At 61.6% G+C, this 19,406-nt stretch carries 20 protein-coding genes; 1 reads left to right on the top strand and 19 read right to left on the bottom strand.

Features of this window, described 5'->3' with window-relative positions; all coding sequences use genetic code 11:
* The 14 genes from AC1DV9_RS11310 to sdhC all read right to left on the bottom strand — a co-directional run bounded on the left by AC1DV9_RS11310 (position 1) and on the right by sdhC (position 15,173).
* A complete protein-coding gene (locus AC1DV9_RS11310; RefSeq protein WP_477947836.1) occupies positions 1 to 753 on the bottom strand; it encodes an SDR family oxidoreductase in 753 nt (250 codons plus the stop codon).
* A complete protein-coding gene (locus AC1DV9_RS11305) occupies positions 750 to 1,259 on the bottom strand; it encodes a hypothetical protein (protein ID WP_477947835.1) in 510 nt (169 codons plus the stop codon). Before AC1DV9_RS11305 ends, AC1DV9_RS11310 begins: the two co-directional genes overlap by 4 nt.
* Positions 1,256 to 2,002, bottom strand: a complete 747-nt coding sequence (locus tag AC1DV9_RS11300; protein ID WP_477947833.1) for a DUF4241 domain-containing protein — start codon at positions 2,000 to 2,002, stop codon at positions 1,256 to 1,258. The genes AC1DV9_RS11305 and AC1DV9_RS11300 overlap by 4 nt, the downstream gene beginning before the upstream one ends.
* A 14-nt stretch (positions 2,003 to 2,016) precedes the next feature.
* Positions 2,017 to 3,258, bottom strand: coding sequence for a 2-oxoglutarate dehydrogenase complex dihydrolipoyllysine-residue succinyltransferase (odhB, locus tag AC1DV9_RS11295; protein WP_112517745.1), 1,242 nt, complete (start codon positions 3,256 to 3,258; stop codon positions 2,017 to 2,019).
* 51 nt (positions 3,259 to 3,309) lie between these two features.
* Positions 3,310 to 6,294 carry a 2-oxoglutarate dehydrogenase E1 component gene (locus tag AC1DV9_RS11290; protein ID WP_112444581.1) on the bottom strand — a complete coding sequence of 995 codons (2,985 nt, stop codon included), beginning with the start codon at positions 6,292 to 6,294 and terminating at the stop codon, positions 3,310 to 3,312.
* Positions 6,295 to 6,460: 166 nt separating this feature from the next.
* Positions 6,461 to 7,363 carry a succinate--CoA ligase subunit alpha gene (gene sucD, locus AC1DV9_RS11285; protein ID WP_112385776.1) on the bottom strand — a complete coding sequence of 301 codons (903 nt, stop codon included), beginning with the start codon at positions 7,361 to 7,363 and terminating at the stop codon, positions 6,461 to 6,463.
* Positions 7,364 to 7,378: 15 nt separating this feature from the next.
* Positions 7,379 to 8,572, bottom strand: a complete 1,194-nt coding sequence (gene sucC / locus AC1DV9_RS11280; RefSeq protein WP_112385777.1) for an ADP-forming succinate--CoA ligase subunit beta — start codon at positions 8,570 to 8,572, stop codon at positions 7,379 to 7,381.
* Positions 8,573 to 8,612: 40 nt separating this feature from the next.
* Entirely contained in the window at positions 8,613 to 9,575 is a 963-nt protein-coding gene (gene mdh, locus AC1DV9_RS11275; protein ID WP_112385778.1) for a malate dehydrogenase, read from the bottom strand.
* A 176-nt stretch (positions 9,576 to 9,751) separates the two neighbouring features.
* Positions 9,752 to 10,915: a cell division protein ZapE gene (gene zapE / locus AC1DV9_RS11270; RefSeq protein ID WP_477947831.1), complete on the bottom strand. Its 1,164-nt coding sequence runs from the start codon at positions 10,913 to 10,915 to the stop codon at positions 9,752 to 9,754.
* Between the two features lie 48 nt (positions 10,916 to 10,963).
* Positions 10,964 to 11,473 carry a protease inhibitor Inh/omp19 family protein gene (locus tag AC1DV9_RS11265; RefSeq protein WP_112385780.1) on the bottom strand — a complete coding sequence of 170 codons (510 nt, stop codon included), beginning with the start codon at positions 11,471 to 11,473 and terminating at the stop codon, positions 10,964 to 10,966.
* 274 nt (positions 11,474 to 11,747) lie between these two features.
* Positions 11,748 to 12,527: a succinate dehydrogenase iron-sulfur subunit gene (locus tag AC1DV9_RS11260; RefSeq protein WP_112517747.1), complete on the bottom strand. Its 780-nt coding sequence runs from the start codon at positions 12,525 to 12,527 to the stop codon at positions 11,748 to 11,750.
* Between the two features lie 12 nt (positions 12,528 to 12,539).
* Positions 12,540 to 14,381 carry a succinate dehydrogenase flavoprotein subunit gene (gene sdhA / locus AC1DV9_RS11255; RefSeq protein ID WP_112517748.1) on the bottom strand — a complete coding sequence of 614 codons (1,842 nt, stop codon included), beginning with the start codon at positions 14,379 to 14,381 and terminating at the stop codon, positions 12,540 to 12,542.
* 7 nt (positions 14,382 to 14,388) lie between these two features.
* Positions 14,389 to 14,769 (bottom strand): succinate dehydrogenase, hydrophobic membrane anchor protein, encoded by a 381-nt coding sequence (gene sdhD, locus AC1DV9_RS11250; protein WP_112385783.1) that lies wholly within the window; start codon positions 14,767 to 14,769, stop codon positions 14,389 to 14,391.
* Between the two features lie 11 nt (positions 14,770 to 14,780).
* Positions 14,781 to 15,173 carry a succinate dehydrogenase, cytochrome b556 subunit gene (gene sdhC, locus AC1DV9_RS11245; RefSeq protein WP_112517952.1) on the bottom strand — a complete coding sequence of 131 codons (393 nt, stop codon included), beginning with the start codon at positions 15,171 to 15,173 and terminating at the stop codon, positions 14,781 to 14,783.
* A 316-nt stretch (positions 15,174 to 15,489) separates the two neighbouring features.
* On the opposite strand from sdhC, the gene AC1DV9_RS11240 reads away from it, so the two are divergent.
* Positions 15,490 to 15,933 carry a hypothetical protein gene (locus tag AC1DV9_RS11240; protein WP_477947829.1) on the top strand — a complete coding sequence of 148 codons (444 nt, stop codon included), beginning with the start codon at positions 15,490 to 15,492 and terminating at the stop codon, positions 15,931 to 15,933.
* On the opposite strand, the gene AC1DV9_RS11235 is transcribed toward AC1DV9_RS11240, so the two are convergent.
* Genes AC1DV9_RS11235 through tsaD form a run of 5 tightly spaced genes read right to left on the bottom strand, consistent with a single transcriptional unit; the run spans position 15,923 to position 19,390 of the window.
* The gene (locus AC1DV9_RS11235; protein WP_477947827.1) at positions 15,923 to 16,570 is read right to left on the bottom strand and encodes a class I SAM-dependent methyltransferase; all 648 of its coding nucleotides are present in this window, start codon (positions 16,568 to 16,570) and stop codon (positions 15,923 to 15,925) included. The two genes, AC1DV9_RS11240 and AC1DV9_RS11235, sit on opposite strands and share 11 nt — an antisense overlap.
* Positions 16,571 to 16,576: 6 nt before the next feature.
* Positions 16,577 to 17,008: an EVE domain-containing protein gene (locus AC1DV9_RS11230; protein ID WP_477947826.1), complete on the bottom strand. Its 432-nt coding sequence runs from the start codon at positions 17,006 to 17,008 to the stop codon at positions 16,577 to 16,579.
* 1 nt (position 17,009) lies between these two features.
* Positions 17,010 to 17,303 carry a YciI-like protein gene (locus tag AC1DV9_RS11225; RefSeq protein WP_112517751.1) on the bottom strand — a complete coding sequence of 98 codons (294 nt, stop codon included), beginning with the start codon at positions 17,301 to 17,303 and terminating at the stop codon, positions 17,010 to 17,012.
* Between the two features lie 9 nt (positions 17,304 to 17,312).
* The gene (locus AC1DV9_RS11220; RefSeq protein WP_112517752.1) at positions 17,313 to 18,296 is read right to left on the bottom strand and encodes an NAD(P)H-dependent glycerol-3-phosphate dehydrogenase; all 984 of its coding nucleotides are present in this window, start codon (positions 18,294 to 18,296) and stop codon (positions 17,313 to 17,315) included.
* On the bottom strand, positions 18,293 to 19,390 hold the full coding sequence (tsaD, locus tag AC1DV9_RS11215) for a tRNA (adenosine(37)-N6)-threonylcarbamoyltransferase complex transferase subunit TsaD (RefSeq protein ID WP_477947823.1): 1,098 nt from the start codon (positions 19,388 to 19,390) through the stop codon (positions 18,293 to 18,295). Before tsaD ends, AC1DV9_RS11220 begins: the two co-directional genes overlap by 4 nt.
* Positions 19,391 to 19,406: the final 16 nt, after the last annotated feature.

Genomic DNA, 19,406 nt, shown 5'->3' with positions numbered 1-19,406 from the left:
CTATCGCCCGCCGCTCACATTCATGATGGCGCCGGTCACATAGGATGAATTCGAAGACAGGAGATAAAGCACGGCATCCGCGACTTCCGCGGCCGTTCCCGGACGCTGCATCGGGATGGAAGAGGCCATGTCCCGGGCGCGGTCGGGCAGACCGCCGGATGCATGGATATCGGTATCGATGATACCGGGCCTGATGGCGTTGACCCGGACGCCCTCGGTCGCGACTTCGCGCGCTAGGCCGATGGTGAACGTATCGATCGCGGCCTTCGACGCGGCGTAGTCGACATATTGCGACGGCGAGCCAATGATCACCGCCATCGACGAAATATTGACGATCGAGCCACCCTTGCCGCCATGGCGGGTCGACATCCGGCGCACCGCTTCCGCAGCGCACAGGATGGAACCGGTGATGTTGATACGCATCATACGCTCGATGCGCTCGACGCTCATTTCATCGACGCGCTGCGGCTGATCGACGATGCCGGCATTGTTGACCATGCCATCGAGACGGCCGAAATGCCGGTCGACGGCCTGAAAAATGGCGGCGATATCAGCGGCATTTCCAACGTCGCCTTGAATGGCGATGGCATCGCCGCCCTTGTTTTTGATCTCGCTGACAACGCTTTCGGCAGCCGCAGCATTGGCGGCATAATTGACGGCAACGCGCCATCCTTGGCTCGCCGCAAGCCTGCAGACCGCAGCGCCGATGCCGCGGCTTCCGCCGGTGACGAGAAGAACGGGAGCATCGCTCACTTCACGCACTCCTTGAACGAAAACACATCCCAGGGTGCAACGGCCTGCTTGCCCTCGCCGAGGATCGATGAATCGCGCAGCGCCGGACCGATCGCAGGCAACACGATGCTGGCAACGGCATTCGATTTTTCGCCGGGAAGGTTGTCGATCGCGCCCTTGTCGTCGACGCCATAGACCGGACCTTGCCAGATCGTGCAGGCGTCGAGATCAGCCCCGGTCGCATCGCCTTCGGGGCAATTGAACATCACCATGCCGATCGTCCGGGCCGGGTCTTCGGAGGGCATGACGTAGCCATCAAGCACAGCCTTGCTGTCCTTGACCGTCATCTTGAACTGATTGCTGGCAGCCGCCGCATCGGAATTCAGCGGCGAGAATTTCAGCTGATAGGTGCCGTCACGATCCGTATAGACGGCGTTAGACAGCGGGCAATCTGCCGCCGCAGCAAAGCCGGGCAGGACCAGGACAGACGCTGCAATGAGTGCTGCAAGGCTCGATTTCTTGCTCATTGCGCCACCGGCTCCTTCCGCCCATCGGAATTTTCGATCACATAGAAGTCCGTCAACATCACCAGCGGATGACCGTCGTCTGCGAGACCCCAGAAGACCGGATAAAAACCATCACCCCAACCGCTCCAGAAGATCGCCACATTACCGGGCTTGCCTGATACCGGCGAATGCAGCGCGAAGCGGCCGCCATTGGCATTCAATTCAGGCGCGATGACGTCGTAATAATTCACATCTTCATCCGGCTTTGCCGCCTGCTCCGTTTCCGCCCGCTCCTCAAGAAGCTTTAGTGTATCGGCATCCATGTAGCTGCCGAGGCCGGCATCGACAGGATAGCCGAGGATCTCGTCATCCTTCAGCGCCGCCGGATCCTGACCGGGGATCGCCGCCATCTCCCAGCGCGCAGGCTTCCCCTCGCCAAAGCGCATGCTGGCGGCGGCGACACGGCCGAAGGCCTGGTAGAGGGTAACGGGGTAGTTGCCGGGTGGAACAGTCCGGATGAAGGCCGGGCGATCGGGTTGCGCCAGCGGATCAGCTGCAATGATATGGCCCGACGTCAGCTGCACGTCGCCCATCTTGACCACGGTGATCTTGCGTTCGGCAAGTGCGGCGTCATCCAGCGAAACCAGGTCGAAATTGCTGCTCGCCTTGCTGATATCCCAGGCGGCAGCGAAAACCGGAACCGGAAGATGCACTGCGGCTGCGCCCAAGAGCGCGAATGCCGCCTGCCTGATCCGGTTCCGCATCGGATTTGCTCCGCTTAGAGATCGAGAACCAGACGTTCCGGATCTTCCAGGCTTTCCTTGACGCGCACGAGGAAGGTGACTGCTTCCTTGCCGTCAACGATACGGTGGTCATAGGACAGCGCGAGATACATCATCGGACGGATGACGATCTGGCCGCCGACGACCACAGGACGGTCCTGGATCTTGTGCATGCCGAGGATACCCGACTGCGGAGCGTTCAGGATCGGCGAAGACATCAGCGAACCGTAGACGCCACCGTTGGTGATCGTGAATGTGCCACCCTGCATGTCAGCCATCGACAGCGAACCATCGCGGGCAGCCTTGGCAAGACGGCCGAGGTCCTTTTCGATTTCGGCAATCGACATCTGGTCAGCGTCACGGATGACCGGAACGACAAGACCCTTGTCCGTGCCGACAGCCATGCCGACGTGGCAGAAGTTCTTGTAGATGATGTCGGTGCCGTCGATCTCGGCGTTGACAGCCGGGAGTTCCTTCAGCGCATGCGTGACGGCTTTGGTGAAGAAGCCCATGAAGCCGAGCTTCACGCCATGCTTCTTTTCGAAGACGTCCTTGTACTTGGCGCGCAGATCCATGACCGCCTTCATATCCACCTCGTTATAGGTGGTCAGCATGGCAGCCGTGTTCTGGGCATCCTTGAGGCGCTTGGCGATCGTCTGGCGCAGGCGCGTCATCTTCACGCGCTCTTCGCGGCCGGCATCCTGAACGGTCGACGGCGCACGTGCAGCCACCGGAGCGGCGGCCGGTGCAGCAGCAGCCGGAGCGGAAATGCCCTTGGCGACGGCAGCGATGACATCGCCCTTCAGAACCTGACCGCGCTTGCCGGAACCATCGACCTGCTCGGCAGCGATGTTGTTTTCAGCCAGCATCTTGGCAGCAGCCGGTGCCGGCGGCATGGAGGACGGTGCAGCAGCGGCAGCCGGGGCTGCGGCAGCAACCGGCTCGGCAACCTTGGCCGGTGCGGCGGCGGCCGGAGCAGCAGCCGGGGCCGCGGCAGCAGCACCTGCGGCGATCTGGCCGAGCAGCGCGCCGAGGCCGACGGTCTCGCCAGCCTGGGCAACGATTTCGGACAGCGTGCCGGAGGCCGGCGCCGGGACTTCGATGGTCACCTTGTCGGTTTCAAGCTCGAGGATCGGCTCGTCCGCCTTAATGGCGTCGCCGACCTTCTTGAACCAGGTGCCGACTGTCGCCTCGCTGACGGATTCACCGAGAGTTGGAACGCGGATTTCTGTGGCCATGATTTTGGTTTCCGTTGATCAGTTTGTTTCGATCGTTGTTCGTTCGTTGGATCAGCCGCCCAACGCATCCTCAAGGAATGCGGCGAGCTGCGACAGGTGCTTGGACATCAGGCCCGTTGCCGGCGAAGCGGCGGCCGGGCGGCCCGTGTAGCGGACGCGCTGATACTTCGCATCGATATGGGCGAGAACCCATTCCAGATACGGGTCGATGAACGACCATGCACCCATGTTCTTCGGCTCTTCCTGGCACCAGACCATCTCGGCGTTCCGGAAGCGGCTGAGCTCGTTGATGAGCGCCTTGGCCGGGAACGGATAGAGCTGTTCGACGCGCAGCAGGTAGACATCGTCGATGCCGCGCTTTTCGCGCTCTTCGAGCAGGTCGTAGTACACCTTGCCGGTGCAGAGCACGACGCGGCGGATCTTGGCATCCTTCTGCAGCTTGATCGGGCCGTCCTTGATGACTTCGGCATCGTCCCAGAGGAGACGGTGGAAGGAGGATTCACCCGCCATTTCGGCCAGCGTCGAAACCGCGCGCTTGTGGCGCAGCAGCGACTTCGGCGTCATCAGCACGAGCGGCTTGCGGAAATCGCGCTTCAGCTGACGGCGAAGGATGTGGAAGTAGTTGGACGGCGTCGTGACGTTGGCGACCTGCATGTTGTCTTCGGCGCAGAGCTGGAGGAAGCGCTCCAGGCGAGCCGAGGAGTGCTCCGGACCCTGGCCTTCATAGCCGTGCGGCAGAAGGCAGACGAGACCGGACATGCGCAGCCACTTGCGTTCGCCCGACGAGATGAACTGGTCGAAGACGACCTGCGCACCGTTGGCGAAGTCGCCGAACTGAGCTTCCCACAGGGTCAGCGCATTCGGACGGGCCAGCGAGTAACCGTATTCGAAGCCGAGGACCGCCTCTTCCGAAAGCATCGAGTTGATGACTTCGTAACGGGCCTGGGTCGGCGACAGGTTGGCGAGCGGGATATAGCGCTCTTCCGTTTCCTGATCGTAGAGAACCGAGTGACGCTGCGAGAAGGTGCCGCGTTCGCAATCCTGACCGGAGAGGCGGATCTTGTGGCCTTCCGTCACCAGCGAACCGAAAGCCAGCGCTTCGGCCATCGCCCAGTCGATGTTTTCACCCGACTGAACCATGTTGGCGCGGTTTTCCATGAAGCGCTGGATCGTCCGGTGCGCATGGAAGCCCTCAGGAATTTCAGCCAGCTTGCGGCCGATTTCCTTCAGCTGCTTCATCGGAACGGCGGTCTTGCCGCGGCGCTGCTCGTCGGCATTGTCAGCCGTGCGCAGGCCCGACCACTCACCGTCAAGCCAGTCGGCCTTGTTCGGCTTGTAGCTCTGGCCGGCCTCGAACTCCTGCTCGAGATGGGCGCGCCAGTCGGCCTTCATCTTCTCGACTTCGCCTTCGGTCAGAAGGCCTTCGCCGACGAGACGCTCGGCATAGATCTGCAGCACGGTCTTGTGACCGCGGATGACCTTGTACATCTTCGGCTGCGTGAAGGACGGCTCGTCGCCTTCGTTATGGCCGTAGCGGCGGTAGCAGAACATGTCGAGGACGACAGGCTTGTGGAACTTCATGCGAAATTCCATGGCGATCTTGGCGGCGTAGACAACCGCTTCCGGATCGTCGCCGTTGACGTGCAGGATCGGCGCTTCGATCATCTTGGCGACGTCGGACGGATAGGGCGACGAACGCGAGAAGGCCGGGTTCGTGGTGAAGCCGATCTGGTTGTTGATGATGACGTGCATCGTACCGGCAACGCGGTGACCGCGCAGACCGGACAGGCCGAGGATTTCGGCAATGACGCCCTGGCCGGCGAAGGCCGCGTCGCCATGGATCAGCAGCGGCAGAACCTTGGCGCGCTCGGTCAACGGGATGGTGTCACCGTCCCAGACGGTGGCGCCCATATCCTGCTTGGCGCGGGCCTTGCCCATGACGACAGGGTCGACGATTTCGAGATGCGACGGGTTTGCCGTCAGCGAAACGTGGACCTTGTTGCCGTCGAATTCGCGGTCGGAGGAGGCACCGAGATGGTACTTCACGTCGCCCGAACCTTCGACCTCGTCAGGCGCGTAGGAGCCGCCCTTGAACTCGTGGAAGATGGCGCGGTGCGGCTTGCCCATGACCTGGGAGAGCACGTTCAGGCGTCCGCGGTGGGCCATGCCGAACACGGCTTCCTTGAGGCCGAGATTGCCGCCGCGCTTCAGGATCTGCTCAAGCGCCGGGATCAGCGATTCACCGCCGTCGAGACCGAAACGCTTGGTGCCCTTAAACTTGACGTCGAGGAACTGCTCGTAGCCTTCGGCTTCGATGACCTTCTGCAGGATCGCCTTCTTGCCCTCGGGCGTGAAAGCCACGCCCTTGTCCGGACCTTCGATGCGTTCCTGGATCCAGGACTTTTCTTCCGGGTTCGAGATATGCATGAACTCGACGCCGAGTGTCGAGCAATAGGTGCGCTCGAGGATCTCGATCATCTCGCGCAAAGTCGCGTATTCGAGGCCGAGAACGTTGTCGATGAAGATCTTGCGATCGTAATCGGCGGCGGTGAAGCCGTAATTTTCGGGCGAAAGCTCGTGATAGTCTTCGACCGGTGCGGCGATGCCGAGCGGATCGAGCTTGGCGTGCAGATGGCCGCGCATGCGGTAGGCACGGATCATCATGATGGCGCGGACGGAGTCGCGCGTCGCCTGGATGATGTCGGCGCCGTCGCTCGGCTTGCCGGATGCTTCGGCCTTCGCCTTGACCTTGGTCTCGATGACCTTCTCGACGATGCCCCAGTCGCCGTCGAGCGCCGAGACGAGATCGCCACCGGCCGGGATCGGCCAGTGCTTCTTGCGCCAGGATGCACCCTTGGCTGCCTTCTTCACGTCGCTTGGATCATCGTCCAGCGCCTTGAAAAAGGCCTGCCACTGTTCGTCGACCGACGACGGATCTTCTTCATAACGGGCGTAGAGCTGCTCGATATAGGCAGCGTTGGCGCCATCCAGAAACGAAGTGATCTGAAACTGCTCGTTGGCTTCTTGCCGTGCCATGGTGTTACGCGGGCGCTTCTGCCCGCCTCCTGACTAAGATGAGTTTGCCGGCCATCTCGCCGGCTGCCGCATTCCAATTTACCGCCTGTCCGCGGCACATCTGCATTCGAAAATCAGCCGGGCGGCAGCGGCAGATGCTATCCGCCGCCCGGGTCTATATGTCGGTTCAGCCCTTGAGGACTTCAACCAGCGTCTTGCCGAGGCGGGCCGGGGAAGGCGACACCTTGATGCCAGCTGCTTCCATGGCAGCGATCTTCGATTCCGCATCGCCCTTGCCGCCGGAAACAACTGCACCGGCATGGCCCATGGTGCGGCCCTTCGGAGCGGTACGGCCGGCGATGAAGCCTGCCATCGGCTTCTTGCGGCCCTTCTTGGCTTCGTCGATCAGGAATTGCGCTGCATCTTCTTCAGCAGCGCCGCCGATTTCGCCGATCATGATGATCGAGGTCGTGGCCGGGTCGGCCAGAAACATCTCGAGCACGTCGATGAACTCGGTGCCCTTGACCGGATCACCGCCGATGCCGACAGCAGTCGTCTGGCCGAGGCCTTCGTTCGACGTCTGGAAGACGGCTTCGTAGGTCAGCGTGCCGGAGCGCGAAACGATACCGACCGAACCCTTGCGGAAGATCGAGCCCGGCATGATGCCGATCTTGCATTCTTCCGGCGTCAGGATGCCCGGGCAGTTCGGGCCGAGCAGGCGCGACTTGGACTTGTCGAGGCGAGCCTTGACACGGACCATGTCCATGACCGGGATGCCTTCGGTGATGCAGGTGATGAACGGGATCTCGGCATCGATTGCCTCGATGATCGCGTCTGCTGCGCCTGCCGGCGGAACGTAGATGACCGATGCGTCGGCGCCCGTGCGTTCCTTGGCTTCGGCAACCGAAGCGAAGATCGGCAGGCTTTCGCCCTTCGAGCCGGTCCAGGTTTCGCCACCCTTCTTCGGGTGAATGCCGCCGACCATCTGCGTGCCATAGTAGGCAAGCGCCTGTTCGGTGTGGAAGGTGCCGGTCTTGCCGGTCAGGCCCTGAACGAGAACCTTGGTATTCTTGTTGACGAGAATAGACATGTATAGGTCCTCAAATTAGGCGTTGATCGCCGCGACGATCTTCTTGGCCGCATCGTCGAGATCGTCAGCAGCCGTGATCGCGAGACCGGATTCGTTGAGGATCTTCTTGCCGAGTTCGACATTGGTGCCTTCGAGGCGAACGACGAGCGGAACCTTCAGACCGACTTCCTGCACGGCAGCGACGACGCCTTCAGCAATGACATCGCACTTCATGATGCCGCCGAAGATGTTGACGAGGATGCCTTCGACCTTGGGGTCGGCAGTGATGATCTTGAACGCAGCTGCGACCTTCTCCTTGCCGGCGCCACCGCCGACGTCGCAAAAGTTTGCCGGCTCCTTGCCGTAAAGCTTGATGATGTCCATCGTCGCCATGGCGAGACCGGCACCATTGACCATGCAGCCGATATTGCCGTCGAGGGCAACGTAGGCGAGGTCCCACTTGGAGGCTTCGATTTCCTTGGCGTCTTCTTCGGTCTCGTCGCGCAGCGCCTTGACGTCGTCATGGCGGAACAGCGCGTTGCCATCGAAAGACATCTTGGCGTCGAGAACGCGCAGATGACCGTCCTTCATGACGATCAGCGGGTTGACCTCGAGGAGCGCCATGTCCTTTTCGTTGAACGCCTTGTAGAGCGCCGGGAACAGCGACTTGGCATCTTCGGCCGCAGCGCCGTCGAGCTCCAGAGCCTTGGCAATGGCAGCGACATCGGCAGCCGTCACACCGGCTTCCGGGTTGATGGCGATCGTGTGGATCTTCTCAGGCGTGTCGTGGGCAACGGCTTCGATGTCCATGCCGCCTTCGGTCGAAACGACGAAGGCAACCTGACCGACGGAGCGATCAACGAGCAGCGAGCAGTAGAGTTCGCGGGCAATGTCGGCGCCGTCTTCGATATAGAGACGGTTGACCTGCTTGCCGGCTTCGCCCGTCTGCGCCGTTACCAGCGTGTTGCCGAGCATTTCCTTGGCGTGAGCGACGACCTCTTCGATCGACTTGGCGAGGCGAACGCCGCCCTTTGCGTCGGGGCCGAGTTCCTTGAACTTGCCCTTGCCGCGGCCGCCAGCATGGATCTGGCTCTTGACGACGTAGAGCGGGCCCGGAAGCGACTTTGCAGCCGCCTCGGCTTCCTCGACCTTGAGGATCGGCACGCCGCTTGCGACCGGCGCGCCATAGCCCTTCAAGAGAGCCTTGGCCTGGTATTCATGAATATTCATGGATCTATTCCTGTTTGAATTGCGTGGGGGCGCGCGGGAATTACTTCAGCGCAGGCGCAATGTTGATGCAGGCTTCGCAAAGACCGGCGACAGCGGCGACCGACTTGTCGAAGGCTTCCTTTTCGGCCTTGTTGAGGTCGATCTCGATGACGCGCTCGACGCCACCGGCACCGATGACCGTGGGAACGCCGACATACATATCCTTGACGCCATACTGGCCGGTCAGCTGCGCCGCGCAAGGCAGAACGCGCTTCTTGTCCTTGAGGTAGGATTCAGCCATCTCGATCGCCGAAGCGGCCGGAGCGTAATAGGCCGAGCCGGTCTTCAGCAGGCCGACGATTTCTGCGCCGCCATCACGGGTGCGCTGGATGATTTCTTCGAGACGTTCCTTGGTGACCCAACCCATGGTGACGAGGTCGGTGAGCGGAATGCCGCCGACGGTCGAGTAGCGGGCGAGCGGCACCATCGTGTCGCCGTGGCCGCCGAGAACGAACGCTGTGACGTCCTGAACGGAAACGTTGAATTCCTTGGAGAGGAACAGGCGGAAGCGCGAGCTGTCCAGAACGCCGGCCATGCCGACGACCTTGTTGGCCGGGAGGCCGGAGAACTTCTGCAGGGCCCAGACCATCGCGTCGAGCGGGTTGGTGATGCAGATGACGAAAGCGTTCGGGGCATACTTCTTGATGCCGGCGCCGACCTGCTCCATGACCTTGAGGTTGATACCGAGAAGATCGTCGCGGCTCATGCCCGGCTTGCGGGCAACGCCTGCGGTGACGATGCAGACATCAGCACCTTCGATGGCGGAGTAATCGCTGGCACCCGTCAGATTGACGTCGAAGCCTTCGACCGGGGACGACTGGGAAATATCGAGGCCCTTGCCCTGCGGGATACCGTCGGCAATGTCGAACAGAACGATATCGCCGAGTTCCTTGAGACCGGCGAGATGCGCCAGCGTGCCACCAATCATGCCAGAACCAATGAGTGCGATCTTATTACGCGCCATTTCGCTTTTCCTTTGCGAATATAATCGGTCGGGCGGCGCGCCGCGGCGTCGTCCAATGCCGCAATCGCATAGACCCAAAGCCAAAAAATGGCAATCTGTTATTTTTGGTGTAGCATTTTCAATCGTTTAGATGCCAAAATTCTTACGTAAACGTAAATCAATTTGTCACCAAATTGTTACTCGGCGGCGGTCTTTTGATGATGCAGTGCAAGATATTCGGCACTGCGCATCTCGAAGAGACGCGACGCGGTACGATCGAACTCGAAGCCCTCGGTGCCGCGCCGCTCGGCGAGCAACTGTTCCGGCATGGCCGCCGCCGAGGCATGCAGACGCACGCCATGGTCATATAGAGTATCGACGAGAATGATGAAGCGTTTGGCCTGATCTCGCTTGTCCGCCGTCAGAAGCGGAATGCGATCGACGAAAACGGTATCGAAACGGCCTGCGATCGCCAGGAAATCGGCAGCGCCGAGCGGCTTGTCGCAGAGATCGGCAAAGCTGAAGCGCGCCATCCGGTCGACGGCGAGCGGCACATGGATCGAGCGCCCCTTCATCGGGATCTCCACCGGCTGCGCCTTGCGCCCATGCAGCATCTGCGTCCACGACGCATCCATTGCCATGTCAGTGCGCGCATCGATCGGCGTCAGATAGACCGGCTGGCTGTTCAGCTTCTCCATCCGGTAGTCGGTCGGCGAGTCGAGTGTGACGACATCGACATTCTTCTTCAGAAGCTCGACGAAAGGCAGGAAAAGCCCGCGATTGAGGCCATCCCTATAGAGATTGTCGGGTTCGACATTCGAGGTCGCGATCAGCACGCAGCCCTTGGCGAACAGCTCCGAAAACAGCCGCGACAGGATCATCGCATCGGCGATATCGGTGACGGTGAACTCGTCGAAGCAGAGGAGTTCGGCTTCCTCATAGAGCGAGGCAGCGACCGGCGGCATCGGATCGGCCTGCTTGGTCTCGCCGTCCTTGAGCTTCTGGCGATGCGAGGCGATGCGGTTGTGCACATCGGCCATGAATTCGTGAAAATGCGCCCGCCGCTTCTTCTTGCAGGGCGCCATGCCGAAGAACATGTCCATCAGCATCGTCTTGCCGCGGCCGACGCTGCCATGGATGTAGAGGCCCTTGATCCCGGGCTCCGATTTCTTCTTGGAGGCGAACAGCCAGCCGAGAGCGCTCGATTTGGCGGCAGGACGGCGTTGCTTCAGCTGCGACAGAACCCGGTCGAGGCTCTTGGCTACATCCATCTGCGCTGTATCGATCTGAAGAGAACCCGAGGCCGTCAGCGACTTCAACTGTTCGCTGACGCTCAGGGCGTAGTCTGGCATTGGCTGCATGAGGGCTGATCCGCCTATGCGTGACCGGCGGACGCGCCGCCGGCGCGATTACCGGCTGAGAGTGATCGGCTGGCCGCCATTGGTCTGGCCGGAGAAGCTGTTGTCAGCCGTCTTGTAGACGCTGCCGATCTGGTTGCCGCTGCGATCCTTCAGGAGAACCTGCTTGCCGGACACTTCCCAGGAGCCCATCGCCGTCAGCTCGCCCGTGCAACCGCGCGTGCCGCCACGCGAACCGCTGCCGAGATTTGTCAGCGTCAGGAACATGTCGCAGCCGCCGTTGACACGCCAGCTGCCGACCATCGATTCCTTGGTAACGTCGAGAGCGTTTGCAGCCATCGCGCCAGGTGCTGCCGGAGCGGCCGGTGCCGCGCTCGGAGCCGCCGGAAACTGCGAGGCACCGCCCGGAGGAGGCAGCTGCCCGCCCTGCACCGACGGTACAGGCTGCGCGGTCAGCGGCGCCGGCTGGCTGCTGTAGCTCGCATTGTCATAGGCCGTACGCTGGCAGCCAGCGAGTGACAGAACAACCGCCACACCTGTCATCGCATATCGCAACTGCATCTTGAGGCTCCCGAATATCCGCCTTGCCGCATCAAAAGTAGTCATCAGACTAATTTTCGAATTAACGTATTTCACTTTGGTTAATCAAGTGAGCACACCCGTAAATTGCCCGTGACAGCATCTGTGCCGGAACGAAGGCAATTCAAGCCGTGCGGCCGCACTTCTGAAGGGAGAATTTGTCAGCACGGTGATCAGCACAAATTCTCAAGCACTTTCCGGCCTTGCCTGGAGAGTGAAACGGCGCCCGAAGGCGCCGTTCGAAAAGCGATGCCGATCAAACCCGGCGCTCGACCATCATCTTCTTGATCTCGGCGATTGCCTTGGCGGGGTTCAGACCCTTCGGGCACGTCTGCGCGCAGTTCATGATCGTGTGGCAGCGGTAGAGGCGGAAGGGGTCCTCGAGGTTGTCGAGGCGCTCGCCCGTCGCTTCGTCTCTAGAGTCGATCAGCCAGCGATAGGCCTGCAGCAGAACAGCCGGACCGAGATAACGGTCGCCGTTCCACCAGTAGCTCGGACAGGAGGTCGAGCAGCAGGCACAAAGAATGCACTCGTAGAGACCGTCAAGCTTCTGGCGGTCCTCGTGGCTCTGCTTCCATTCCTTGGCCGGCGTCGGCGATACCGTCTTCAGCCAAGGCTCGATCGAGCGATGCTGGGCATAGAAGTTGGAGAGATCGGGAACCAGGTCCTTGACGACAGGCATATGCGGCAGCGGATAGATCTTCACCGTGCCCTTGATATCGTCGAGACCCTTGGTGCAGGCCAGCGTATTCGTGCCGTCGATGTTCATCGCGCAGGAACCGCAGATGCCTTCGCGGCAGGAGCGGCGTAGCGTCAGCGTCGGGTCGATCTTGTTCTTGATGTAGAGCAGACCGTCGAGAACCATCGGGCCGCAATCGTCGATATCGATGTAGAACGTATCGATCGACGGCGTTTGGCCGTCATCCGGGCTCCAGCGATAGACGCGGAATTCGCGGGTATTCTTGGCACCGGCAGGCTTCGGCCAAACCTTGCCTTCGCGCATCTGGGAATTCTTGGGGAGAGCGAGTTCTACCATGTCCGGTTCCTCTTAATACACACGAGCCTTGGGCGCGATCTTCTTGGGATCGATGCCCTCTGCGATCAGCTCGGTGTGAACCGGGCGGTAGTCGAGCTTGACGTCGCCTGCGTCGTTGACCCAGGCAAGCGTGTGCTTGCGCCAGTTGACGTCGTCGCGGCCGGCGAATGCGCCTTCGGTGTAGTCTTCGCGCGCATGCGAGCCGCGGCTCTCCTTGCGGGCCTCGGCGCCGTAGATCGTCGTGATGGCGTTTGCCATCAGGTTCTGCAGCTCCAGCGTTTCGACGAGGTCGGAGTTCCAGATCATCGAGCGGTCGGTAACCTTGATGTCCTTCATCTCGCCCCAGATCGCCGAAATGCGGCGGCAGCCGGATTCCAGCGATTCCTGTGTGCGGAACACGGCGGCGTCTTCCTGCATGGCGCGCTGCATCTTCTCGCGCAGAACGGCCGTCGGCGTGCCGCCGCTGGCGTTCCGCAGCGTGTCGAAGCGATCCATGATCTTGTCGCAGGCAGCAACGTTCAGATGCGGAACCGGCGATGCGCGGTCGATGACCTCGCCGGCGCGGATCGCCGCGGCACGGCCGAAGACCACGAGGTCGATCAGCGAGTTGGAACCGAGGCGGTTGGCGCCGTGCACAGAGGCGCAGCCGGCTTCACCGACGGCCATCAGGCCGGGGATGACGCGTTCCGGATTGCTGGAGTCGGCGTTAAGCACTTCGCCCCAATAGTTGGTGGGAATGCCGCCCATATTGTAGTGGACGGTCGGCAAAACCGGGATCGGCTCGCGGGTCACATCGACACCGGCGAAGATCTTGGCGCTCTCGGAAATCCCCGGCAGACGCTCGTGCAGAACCGCCGGATCGAGATGGTCGAGATGCAGGAAGATGTGGTCCTTGGCCTTGCCGACGCCGCGGCCTTCGCGAATTTCCAGCGTCATGCAGCGCGAGACGACGTCACGCGAGGCAAGGTCCTTCGCCGAAGGGGCGTAGCGTTCCATGAAGCGTTCGCCCTCGGAATTCACGAGGTAACCGCCTTCCCCGCGTGCGCCTTCGGTGATCAGACAGCCAGAGCCGTAGATGCCGGTCGGGTGGAACTGGACGAATTCCATGTCTTGCAGCGGCAGGCCTGCACGGGCAACCATGCCACCACCATCGCCGGTGCAGGTATGGGCCGATGTTGCCGAGAAATAGGCGCGGCCGTAGCCGCCGGTCGCCAGCACCACCATCTTGGCGGCGAAGCGATGGATTGTGCCGTCATCGAGATTCCAGGCAACGACGCCGGTGCAGCGGCTGCCATCCTCGGACATGATCAGGTCGAGCGCAAAATATTCGATGAAGAACTCGGCGTTGTTGCGCAGCGACTGGCCATAGAGCGTGTGCAGGATGGCGTGGCCGGTACGGTCGGCAACGGCGCAGGTGCGCTGTACCGGCGGGCCCTCACCGAAATTCTGCATGTGGCCGCCGAACGGCCGCTGGTAGATCTTGCCTTCCTCGTTACGCGAGAACGGCACACCATAATGCTCGAGCTCATAGACCGCCTTCGGCGCTTCCATGGTCAGATACTGCATGGCGTCGACGTCGCCGAGCCAGTCGGAGCCCTTGACGGTGTCGTAGAGGTGCCACTGCCAGCTATCAGGCGTCATGTTCTGCAGCGAGGCGGCAATGCCGCCCTGCGCCGCGACCGTGTGCGAGCGGGTCGGGAATACTTTGGTGATGCAGGCGGTGCGGAAACCTTGTTCGGCCATGCCGAGCGTGGCGCGAAGACCGGCGCCGCCGGCGCCGACGACGATCACATCATAAGAGTGATCGACGTACTTGTAGGCCTTCCCATTCTGAGCGGGTGAAGAGGGTGCCATGATACGGTTATCCTACGAATGCAATTTTCAGAATGGCGAAAAGACAGAGGCCGGCGATAAGGATCGAGAAGAAGGTGTTCAGCATCAGGCTGACGATCTTCAGCCATTCGGTGTGAACATAATCCTCGATGATGACCTGCATGCCGAGCTTCATGTGAATGACGCCCGAGATGATCATCAGACCCATGATGACGGCAACGAACGGGTTCGACAGCGCGTGAACCACTTCCGCATAGGGCTGGCCGGCATGAACCAGCATGAAGATGATGAAGAACAGAAACAGCGGCACGTTGGCGACCGCGGTGACGCGCTGGCGCCAGAAATGATCGGTGCCTTCCTTGGCGGAGCCGAGGCCGCGGACCTTACCGAGCGGGGTACGCATATCCATGAGAGCGACCTTTAACGAATGACGAAGCCGATCACCCAGACCAGCACGGTCAGACAGAGCGATCCGATCAGATTGGCGATGGCGAGCTTGGTCGAGAATTCTTTCCCGAAACCATGGCCGAGATCCCACATGAAGTGGCGGAAGCCACCGAGCATGTGATGGATCAGCGCCCAGGTGTAGCCGAGCAGTACTAGCTTGCCGATGATGCTGCCGAGCACCCAGTTGGCCCAGTCGTAATTCGACTGTCCCGTCGCAGCCGCGATCAGCCACCAGGCGATCAGCAGCGTGCCGACATAGAGAGCGCCACCGGTAATGCGGTGGACGATCGACATGATCATGGTGGGGATTGGTTTGTAAATTTGCAAATGCGGCGACAGGGGCCGGTTATTTGTCACATTCGCCATCAGAACCTCGCGGCGTCTTCTCTGCGCTTCCGGAATACGGAGCATTTCAAGGCAACCACAGGAATGACAAAATTGTCTGTGTGCGTTGCATCAATGGCGACGTTTAATCACCGAAGCCCCGGACGACAAGCACAATCGCCGTCCGCTTTTAATTTAATCGATTCGCGTTACCGGGAAGTTGCTGCAGAGCAAAACTGGCTTCCGGCACTCAGATTTTATCCTGATTTTTCATCGCTCAAGTGGACATACGGGAAGTTTTGACGCAAGCTGCCGTTAACGATTTGTTAACGATCGCATTTTGCGAGGAAGACAGCCGATGGTCACGCGTTTTTCGAAAGTCATTCCGCTTATGCTCGGCGCCCTGATGGCGCTGCCTGCCGCCGCCGGCGAACGCTTTCCGCATCACGGTCGCGGTATGGTCCATTTGACCAGCGGCTATCAATGGCATGGCGATCGCGACCGCCGTCACGGCCACAACCGCTTTGTCAGATTGCGACAGTTTTCGCCTGTCTATAACGGCTACACCATTCAGGGCAGCAACGCCGCCGCACCGGTGAAGAACGGTCTGGCCTATAACGGCACCTATGCTGGTTCTTATGCCTATGACGTCGATGGCGGCACCTATATCGGCGCCAGCGGCTACGCGATCTATGCGGCACCCAGAACCGCCACCCTCGCGCCGAAGGCCAAAGTGATCGATGTCGCGATCCAGGATGACCCTTGCGAATACGAGGCAAATGTCTGCGTGATCAGGCCCTGAAGCGCCAGACCGTCGTCTTCTTGATTTCGCTATCTTCGAGCGCCCGGGTGACCGGCACTTCGTAGACGGCGCAGAATTCCAGCCGGTCTTTCGGCAGGTAGGCGCGGCCGGGATCGCCGACCAGCACCGTCTTGCCCTCTTTCGCCAGCCGTCCGAACCACGGCAGCAGCGCATCGGCAAATCCGCGATCGTAAAACACGTCGCCTGCGAGCACGATATCCGCAGCGACGTCGGAGCCAACAAGGTCAGAGCCTTCGAAGCCGATCGCAACCTGGTTTGCCGCCGCATTAAGGCGCACGGCAGTCCGAGCCCAGGGATCGATATCGGCGGCGGCGAGGCCAGCCGCTCCCGCCATTTTAGCGGCGATCGCGACCAAGCCCGAGCCGGTCGCGAAATCAAGCACCTGCGCGCCACTGACCGTATGGGGATGGTCGAGAATGTATCGCGCCAGCCCCTGCCCGCCGGCCCAGGCGAAGGCCCAGAACGGCGGCGGCAGACCGATCTCCGCCAGCTCCTCTTCCGTCTTCAGCCACAGTTCATGCGCCTCGCTCGCCAGGTGCAGCCGGATCTCCGGCACATGCGGCGGGGCCATGAGGCTGGTATTGGCGCGGATGAAGATTTCGGGATCGGTTTTCAAGAGCGGTCAGCGCGGCGGGTTGTCGAGACCGCCCATGCGGCAGACTTCGAGCCACTCTTCGTCGGTGACCGGCTGCACGGAAAGGCGCATGGAGGTCACCAGCGACATCTTCGACAGCTTCTCGCTTGCCTTCACATCCTTCAGCGTCACCGGCTTCGGAACGTCCATGACGGCGCGAATGTCGACGCAATCCCATTTGGGGTCGCCCTTCGCCGAGGAATCCGGATGCGAGAGAGCGCAGACCTCGACGATCCCGACGATCTCCAACCCATCGTTCGAATGGTAGAAGAAGCCCTTGTCACCGATCTGCATGGCCCGCATGTTGTTGCGGGCAAGGTAGTTGCGGACGCCCGTCCACTCCGTTCCCTTCTCGCCTGCAGCCTTCTGCTGCTCCCAGGCCCAGGCAGCCGGCTCGGACTTGTAAAGCCAGTGCGCCATCTCAAGCCTCCGGATTGTTGAAGACCCAGTTATAGGGCTTCACCTCGACGCTCTCGAACAAACCGGCTTTGGCATAAGGGTCTGCTTCGCCAAGCGCCTTGGCGGCTTCCAGGCTGTCGGCCTTGACGATCACAAGGCTGCCGTTCGGTTTGCCATCGGCATCGAGGAACGGACCGGCAATCGCCAGCTTGCCTTCGGCATTCAGCTTGTTGAGATACTCGACATGAACAGGACGCGTTTCCATGCGCACGTTCAGATGGCCTGGCTTGTCCTTGCAGAGAAGGGCGAAAAGCATGTCAGTCTCCTATTCGGTGGTGATCGGACGTGTCATCAATTTTTCAATGGCCTCGGCAATCCCGAGCTTGCCCTCGATGATCGCCGAGACAGCGTCGGTGATCGGCATGTCAACGCCAAGCTCGCCAGCCAGCCGCGAGGCAACGGCAGCGGCAAAAGCGCCCTCGACCAGCTGGCCGCGTGCAGGATCGGCCTGTTCGCCGCGGCCGAGGGCGATGCCGAAGCGCAGGTTGCGCGATTGATGGCTGGTGGCTGTGAGTACCAGATCGCCGAGCCCCGAGAGCCCGCGAACCGTATCCGCCTGTCCGCCCTTGGCGGCAACCAGCCGCGACATTTCCGCAAGCCCGCGGGCAATCAGCGCCGCGCGGGCGGAATCGCCGATACCGCGGCCCTCGACGATGCCGCAGGCAATGGCGAGAACATTCTTCAGCGCGCCCCCGAGCTGCACGCCTGTGCGGTCGTCGGATGCATAAAGTCGGAAGGTGCGGCCTGAGATCGCCTGCGCCAGCCGCTCGGCAACATCCATATCCGCAGCCGCGATCGCCATCGCCGTCGGCAGGCCCTTGGCGATATCGGCCGCAAAACCGGGACCAGAGAGCACGGCGACACGATGAGCCGGAAGCTCCCGTTCCAGCATGTCGGTCAGCAACGCGCCGGTCGCGCGTTCGATGCCTTTGGCACAGGTGACGACGAGAGCATCCTTAGCCAGATAAGGACCATACTGGCGCGCGGCATCGGCCTGCGCTTGCGACGGCATAGCGAAGAGGACGATCGACGCGTCGCGGATGGCGTCCGCTTCTGCGGAAAATTCCAGCGCTTCGGGCAGCGCAATTCCCGGCAGTGCCGCATCGTGCAGCCGCTCGGCCGCCAGATCGGCCATCAGTGCCGGATCCCGGCCGACAAGCGTCACGGCGCTACGGCCAGTGAGCGCGATGACCGCGGCAAGCGCGGTTCCGAACGCACCGGCACCGATGACTGCAATCCGCTCGCTCATGCCTTGGCTCCGCGTTTTCCGTAATTGACCAATGCCTCGGCATTGGAATCGAGCGGCCAGCGCGACCGCGGCTGAACGTCGAGATCATCAGGCGCCACGCCGATCGCCATGCGCTCCAGTCCGGCCCAGGCGATCATCACGGCATTATCGGTGCAAAGTCTGAGCGGCGGCGCGATGAAGCGGAAGCCATGCGTGCCGCAGAGCGCCTGGAGTGTGCCGCGAACTTCCTGATTGGCCGCGACACCGCCCGCAACCACCAGCGCCGGCTGGCCCTCGATGTCGGGAAACTCGGTCTTGAAGCGCTGGAGGCCACGCCCGATCCTGTCCTTCAGCGTGCGCGAAATCGCCTTCTGGAAGGAAGCACAGATATCGGCAATATCCTGCGTCGAGACGGGCGCAATCTCGGTTGCCGCCTGTCGAACCGCGGTCTTCAGGCCGGAAAAGGAAAAGTCGAGCCGCGCTTCGCCGACCAGCGGGCGCGGAAACGAGAAGCGATCGGGATTACCCGATTTCGCCGCCTTCTCCACTTCGGGACCACCGGGATAGGGCAGCCCCAAGAGCTTCGCCGTCTTGTCGAAAGCTTCGCCGAGCGCGTCGTCGATCGTCGTGCCCCAGCGCTCGTATTGGCCGATGCCGCGCACCAGGATGAGCTGCGTGTGGCCGCCGGAAACGAGCAGCATCAGATAGGGGAAGGAAAGCCCATCGGTCAGCCGCGCCGTCAGCGCATGCCCCTCGAGATGGTTGACGGCATAGAGCGGCTTGCCCGCCGCGCGTGCGATTGCCTTACCGGTCATCAGCCCGACCAGAAGCCCGCCGATAAGCCCCGGACCCGACGTCGCAGCAATGGCATCGACATCGGCCAGCGACACATTGGCGCGCTGCAGCGCCTCTTCGATCAGCGTGTCCAGCGCTTCGACATGGGCGCGCGCCGCGATCTCCGGCACCACGCCGCCATAGGCGCTATGCTCGTCCAGCTGGCTGAGCACGACGTCCGAGAGGACGTTCGAGCGGCCGTCCGCATCGCGTTCGACGACCGCAGCCGCGGTCTCGTCGCAGCTTGTTTCGATGCCGAGGATGCGTAGAAAGGGAGCCATGAAACCTGATCGTTGA

This window comes from Rhizobium sp. 01L410 (assembly GCF_056400165.1).
The sequence above is the reverse complement of the archived record's forward strand: the minus strand, read 5'-3'. Positions and strand labels throughout refer to the sequence as shown.

Coding starts and splice junctions, on each gene's coding strand:
- AC1DV9_RS11290 (WP_112444581.1), bottom strand. CDS start 6,294: ATGGCACGGCAAGAAGCCAACGAGCAGTTTCAGATCACTTCGTTTCTG.
- AC1DV9_RS11265 (WP_112385780.1), bottom strand. CDS start 11,473: ATGCAGTTGCGATATGCGATGACAGGTGTGGCGGTTGTTCTGTCACTC.
- AC1DV9_RS11300 (WP_477947833.1), bottom strand. CDS start 2,002: ATGCGGAACCGGATCAGGCAGGCGGCATTCGCGCTCTTGGGCGCAGCC.
- AC1DV9_RS11260 (WP_112517747.1), bottom strand. CDS start 12,527: ATGGTAGAACTCGCTCTCCCCAAGAATTCCCAGATGCGCGAAGGCAAG.
- sdhD (WP_112385783.1), bottom strand. CDS start 14,769: ATGGATATGCGTACCCCGCTCGGTAAGGTCCGCGGCCTCGGCTCCGCC.
- AC1DV9_RS11230 (WP_477947826.1), bottom strand. CDS start 17,008: ATGGCGCACTGGCTTTACAAGTCCGAGCCGGCTGCCTGGGCCTGGGAG.
- sdhC (WP_112517952.1), bottom strand. CDS start 15,173: ATGGCGAATGTGACAAATAACCGGCCCCTGTCGCCGCATTTGCAAATT.
- AC1DV9_RS11220 (WP_112517752.1), bottom strand. CDS start 18,296: ATGAGCGAGCGGATTGCAGTCATCGGTGCCGGTGCGTTCGGAACCGCG.
- zapE (WP_477947831.1), bottom strand. CDS start 10,915: ATGCAGCCAATGCCAGACTACGCCCTGAGCGTCAGCGAACAGTTGAAG.
- mdh (WP_112385778.1), bottom strand. CDS start 9,575: ATGGCGCGTAATAAGATCGCACTCATTGGTTCTGGCATGATTGGTGGC.
- AC1DV9_RS11305 (WP_477947835.1), bottom strand. CDS start 1,259: ATGAGCAAGAAATCGAGCCTTGCAGCACTCATTGCAGCGTCTGTCCTG.
- AC1DV9_RS11225 (WP_112517751.1), bottom strand. CDS start 17,303: ATGCTTTTCGCCCTTCTCTGCAAGGACAAGCCAGGCCATCTGAACGTG.
- sdhA (WP_112517748.1), bottom strand. CDS start 14,381: ATGGCACCCTCTTCACCCGCTCAGAATGGGAAGGCCTACAAGTACGTC.
- AC1DV9_RS11240 (WP_477947829.1), top strand. CDS start 15,490: ATGGTCACGCGTTTTTCGAAAGTCATTCCGCTTATGCTCGGCGCCCTG.
- odhB (WP_112517745.1), bottom strand. CDS start 3,258: ATGGCCACAGAAATCCGCGTTCCAACTCTCGGTGAATCCGTCAGCGAG.
- sucC (WP_112385777.1), bottom strand. CDS start 8,572: ATGAATATTCATGAATACCAGGCCAAGGCTCTCTTGAAGGGCTATGGC.
- sucD (WP_112385776.1), bottom strand. CDS start 7,363: ATGTCTATTCTCGTCAACAAGAATACCAAGGTTCTCGTTCAGGGCCTG.
- tsaD (WP_477947823.1), bottom strand. CDS start 19,390: ATGGCTCCCTTTCTACGCATCCTCGGCATCGAAACAAGCTGCGACGAG.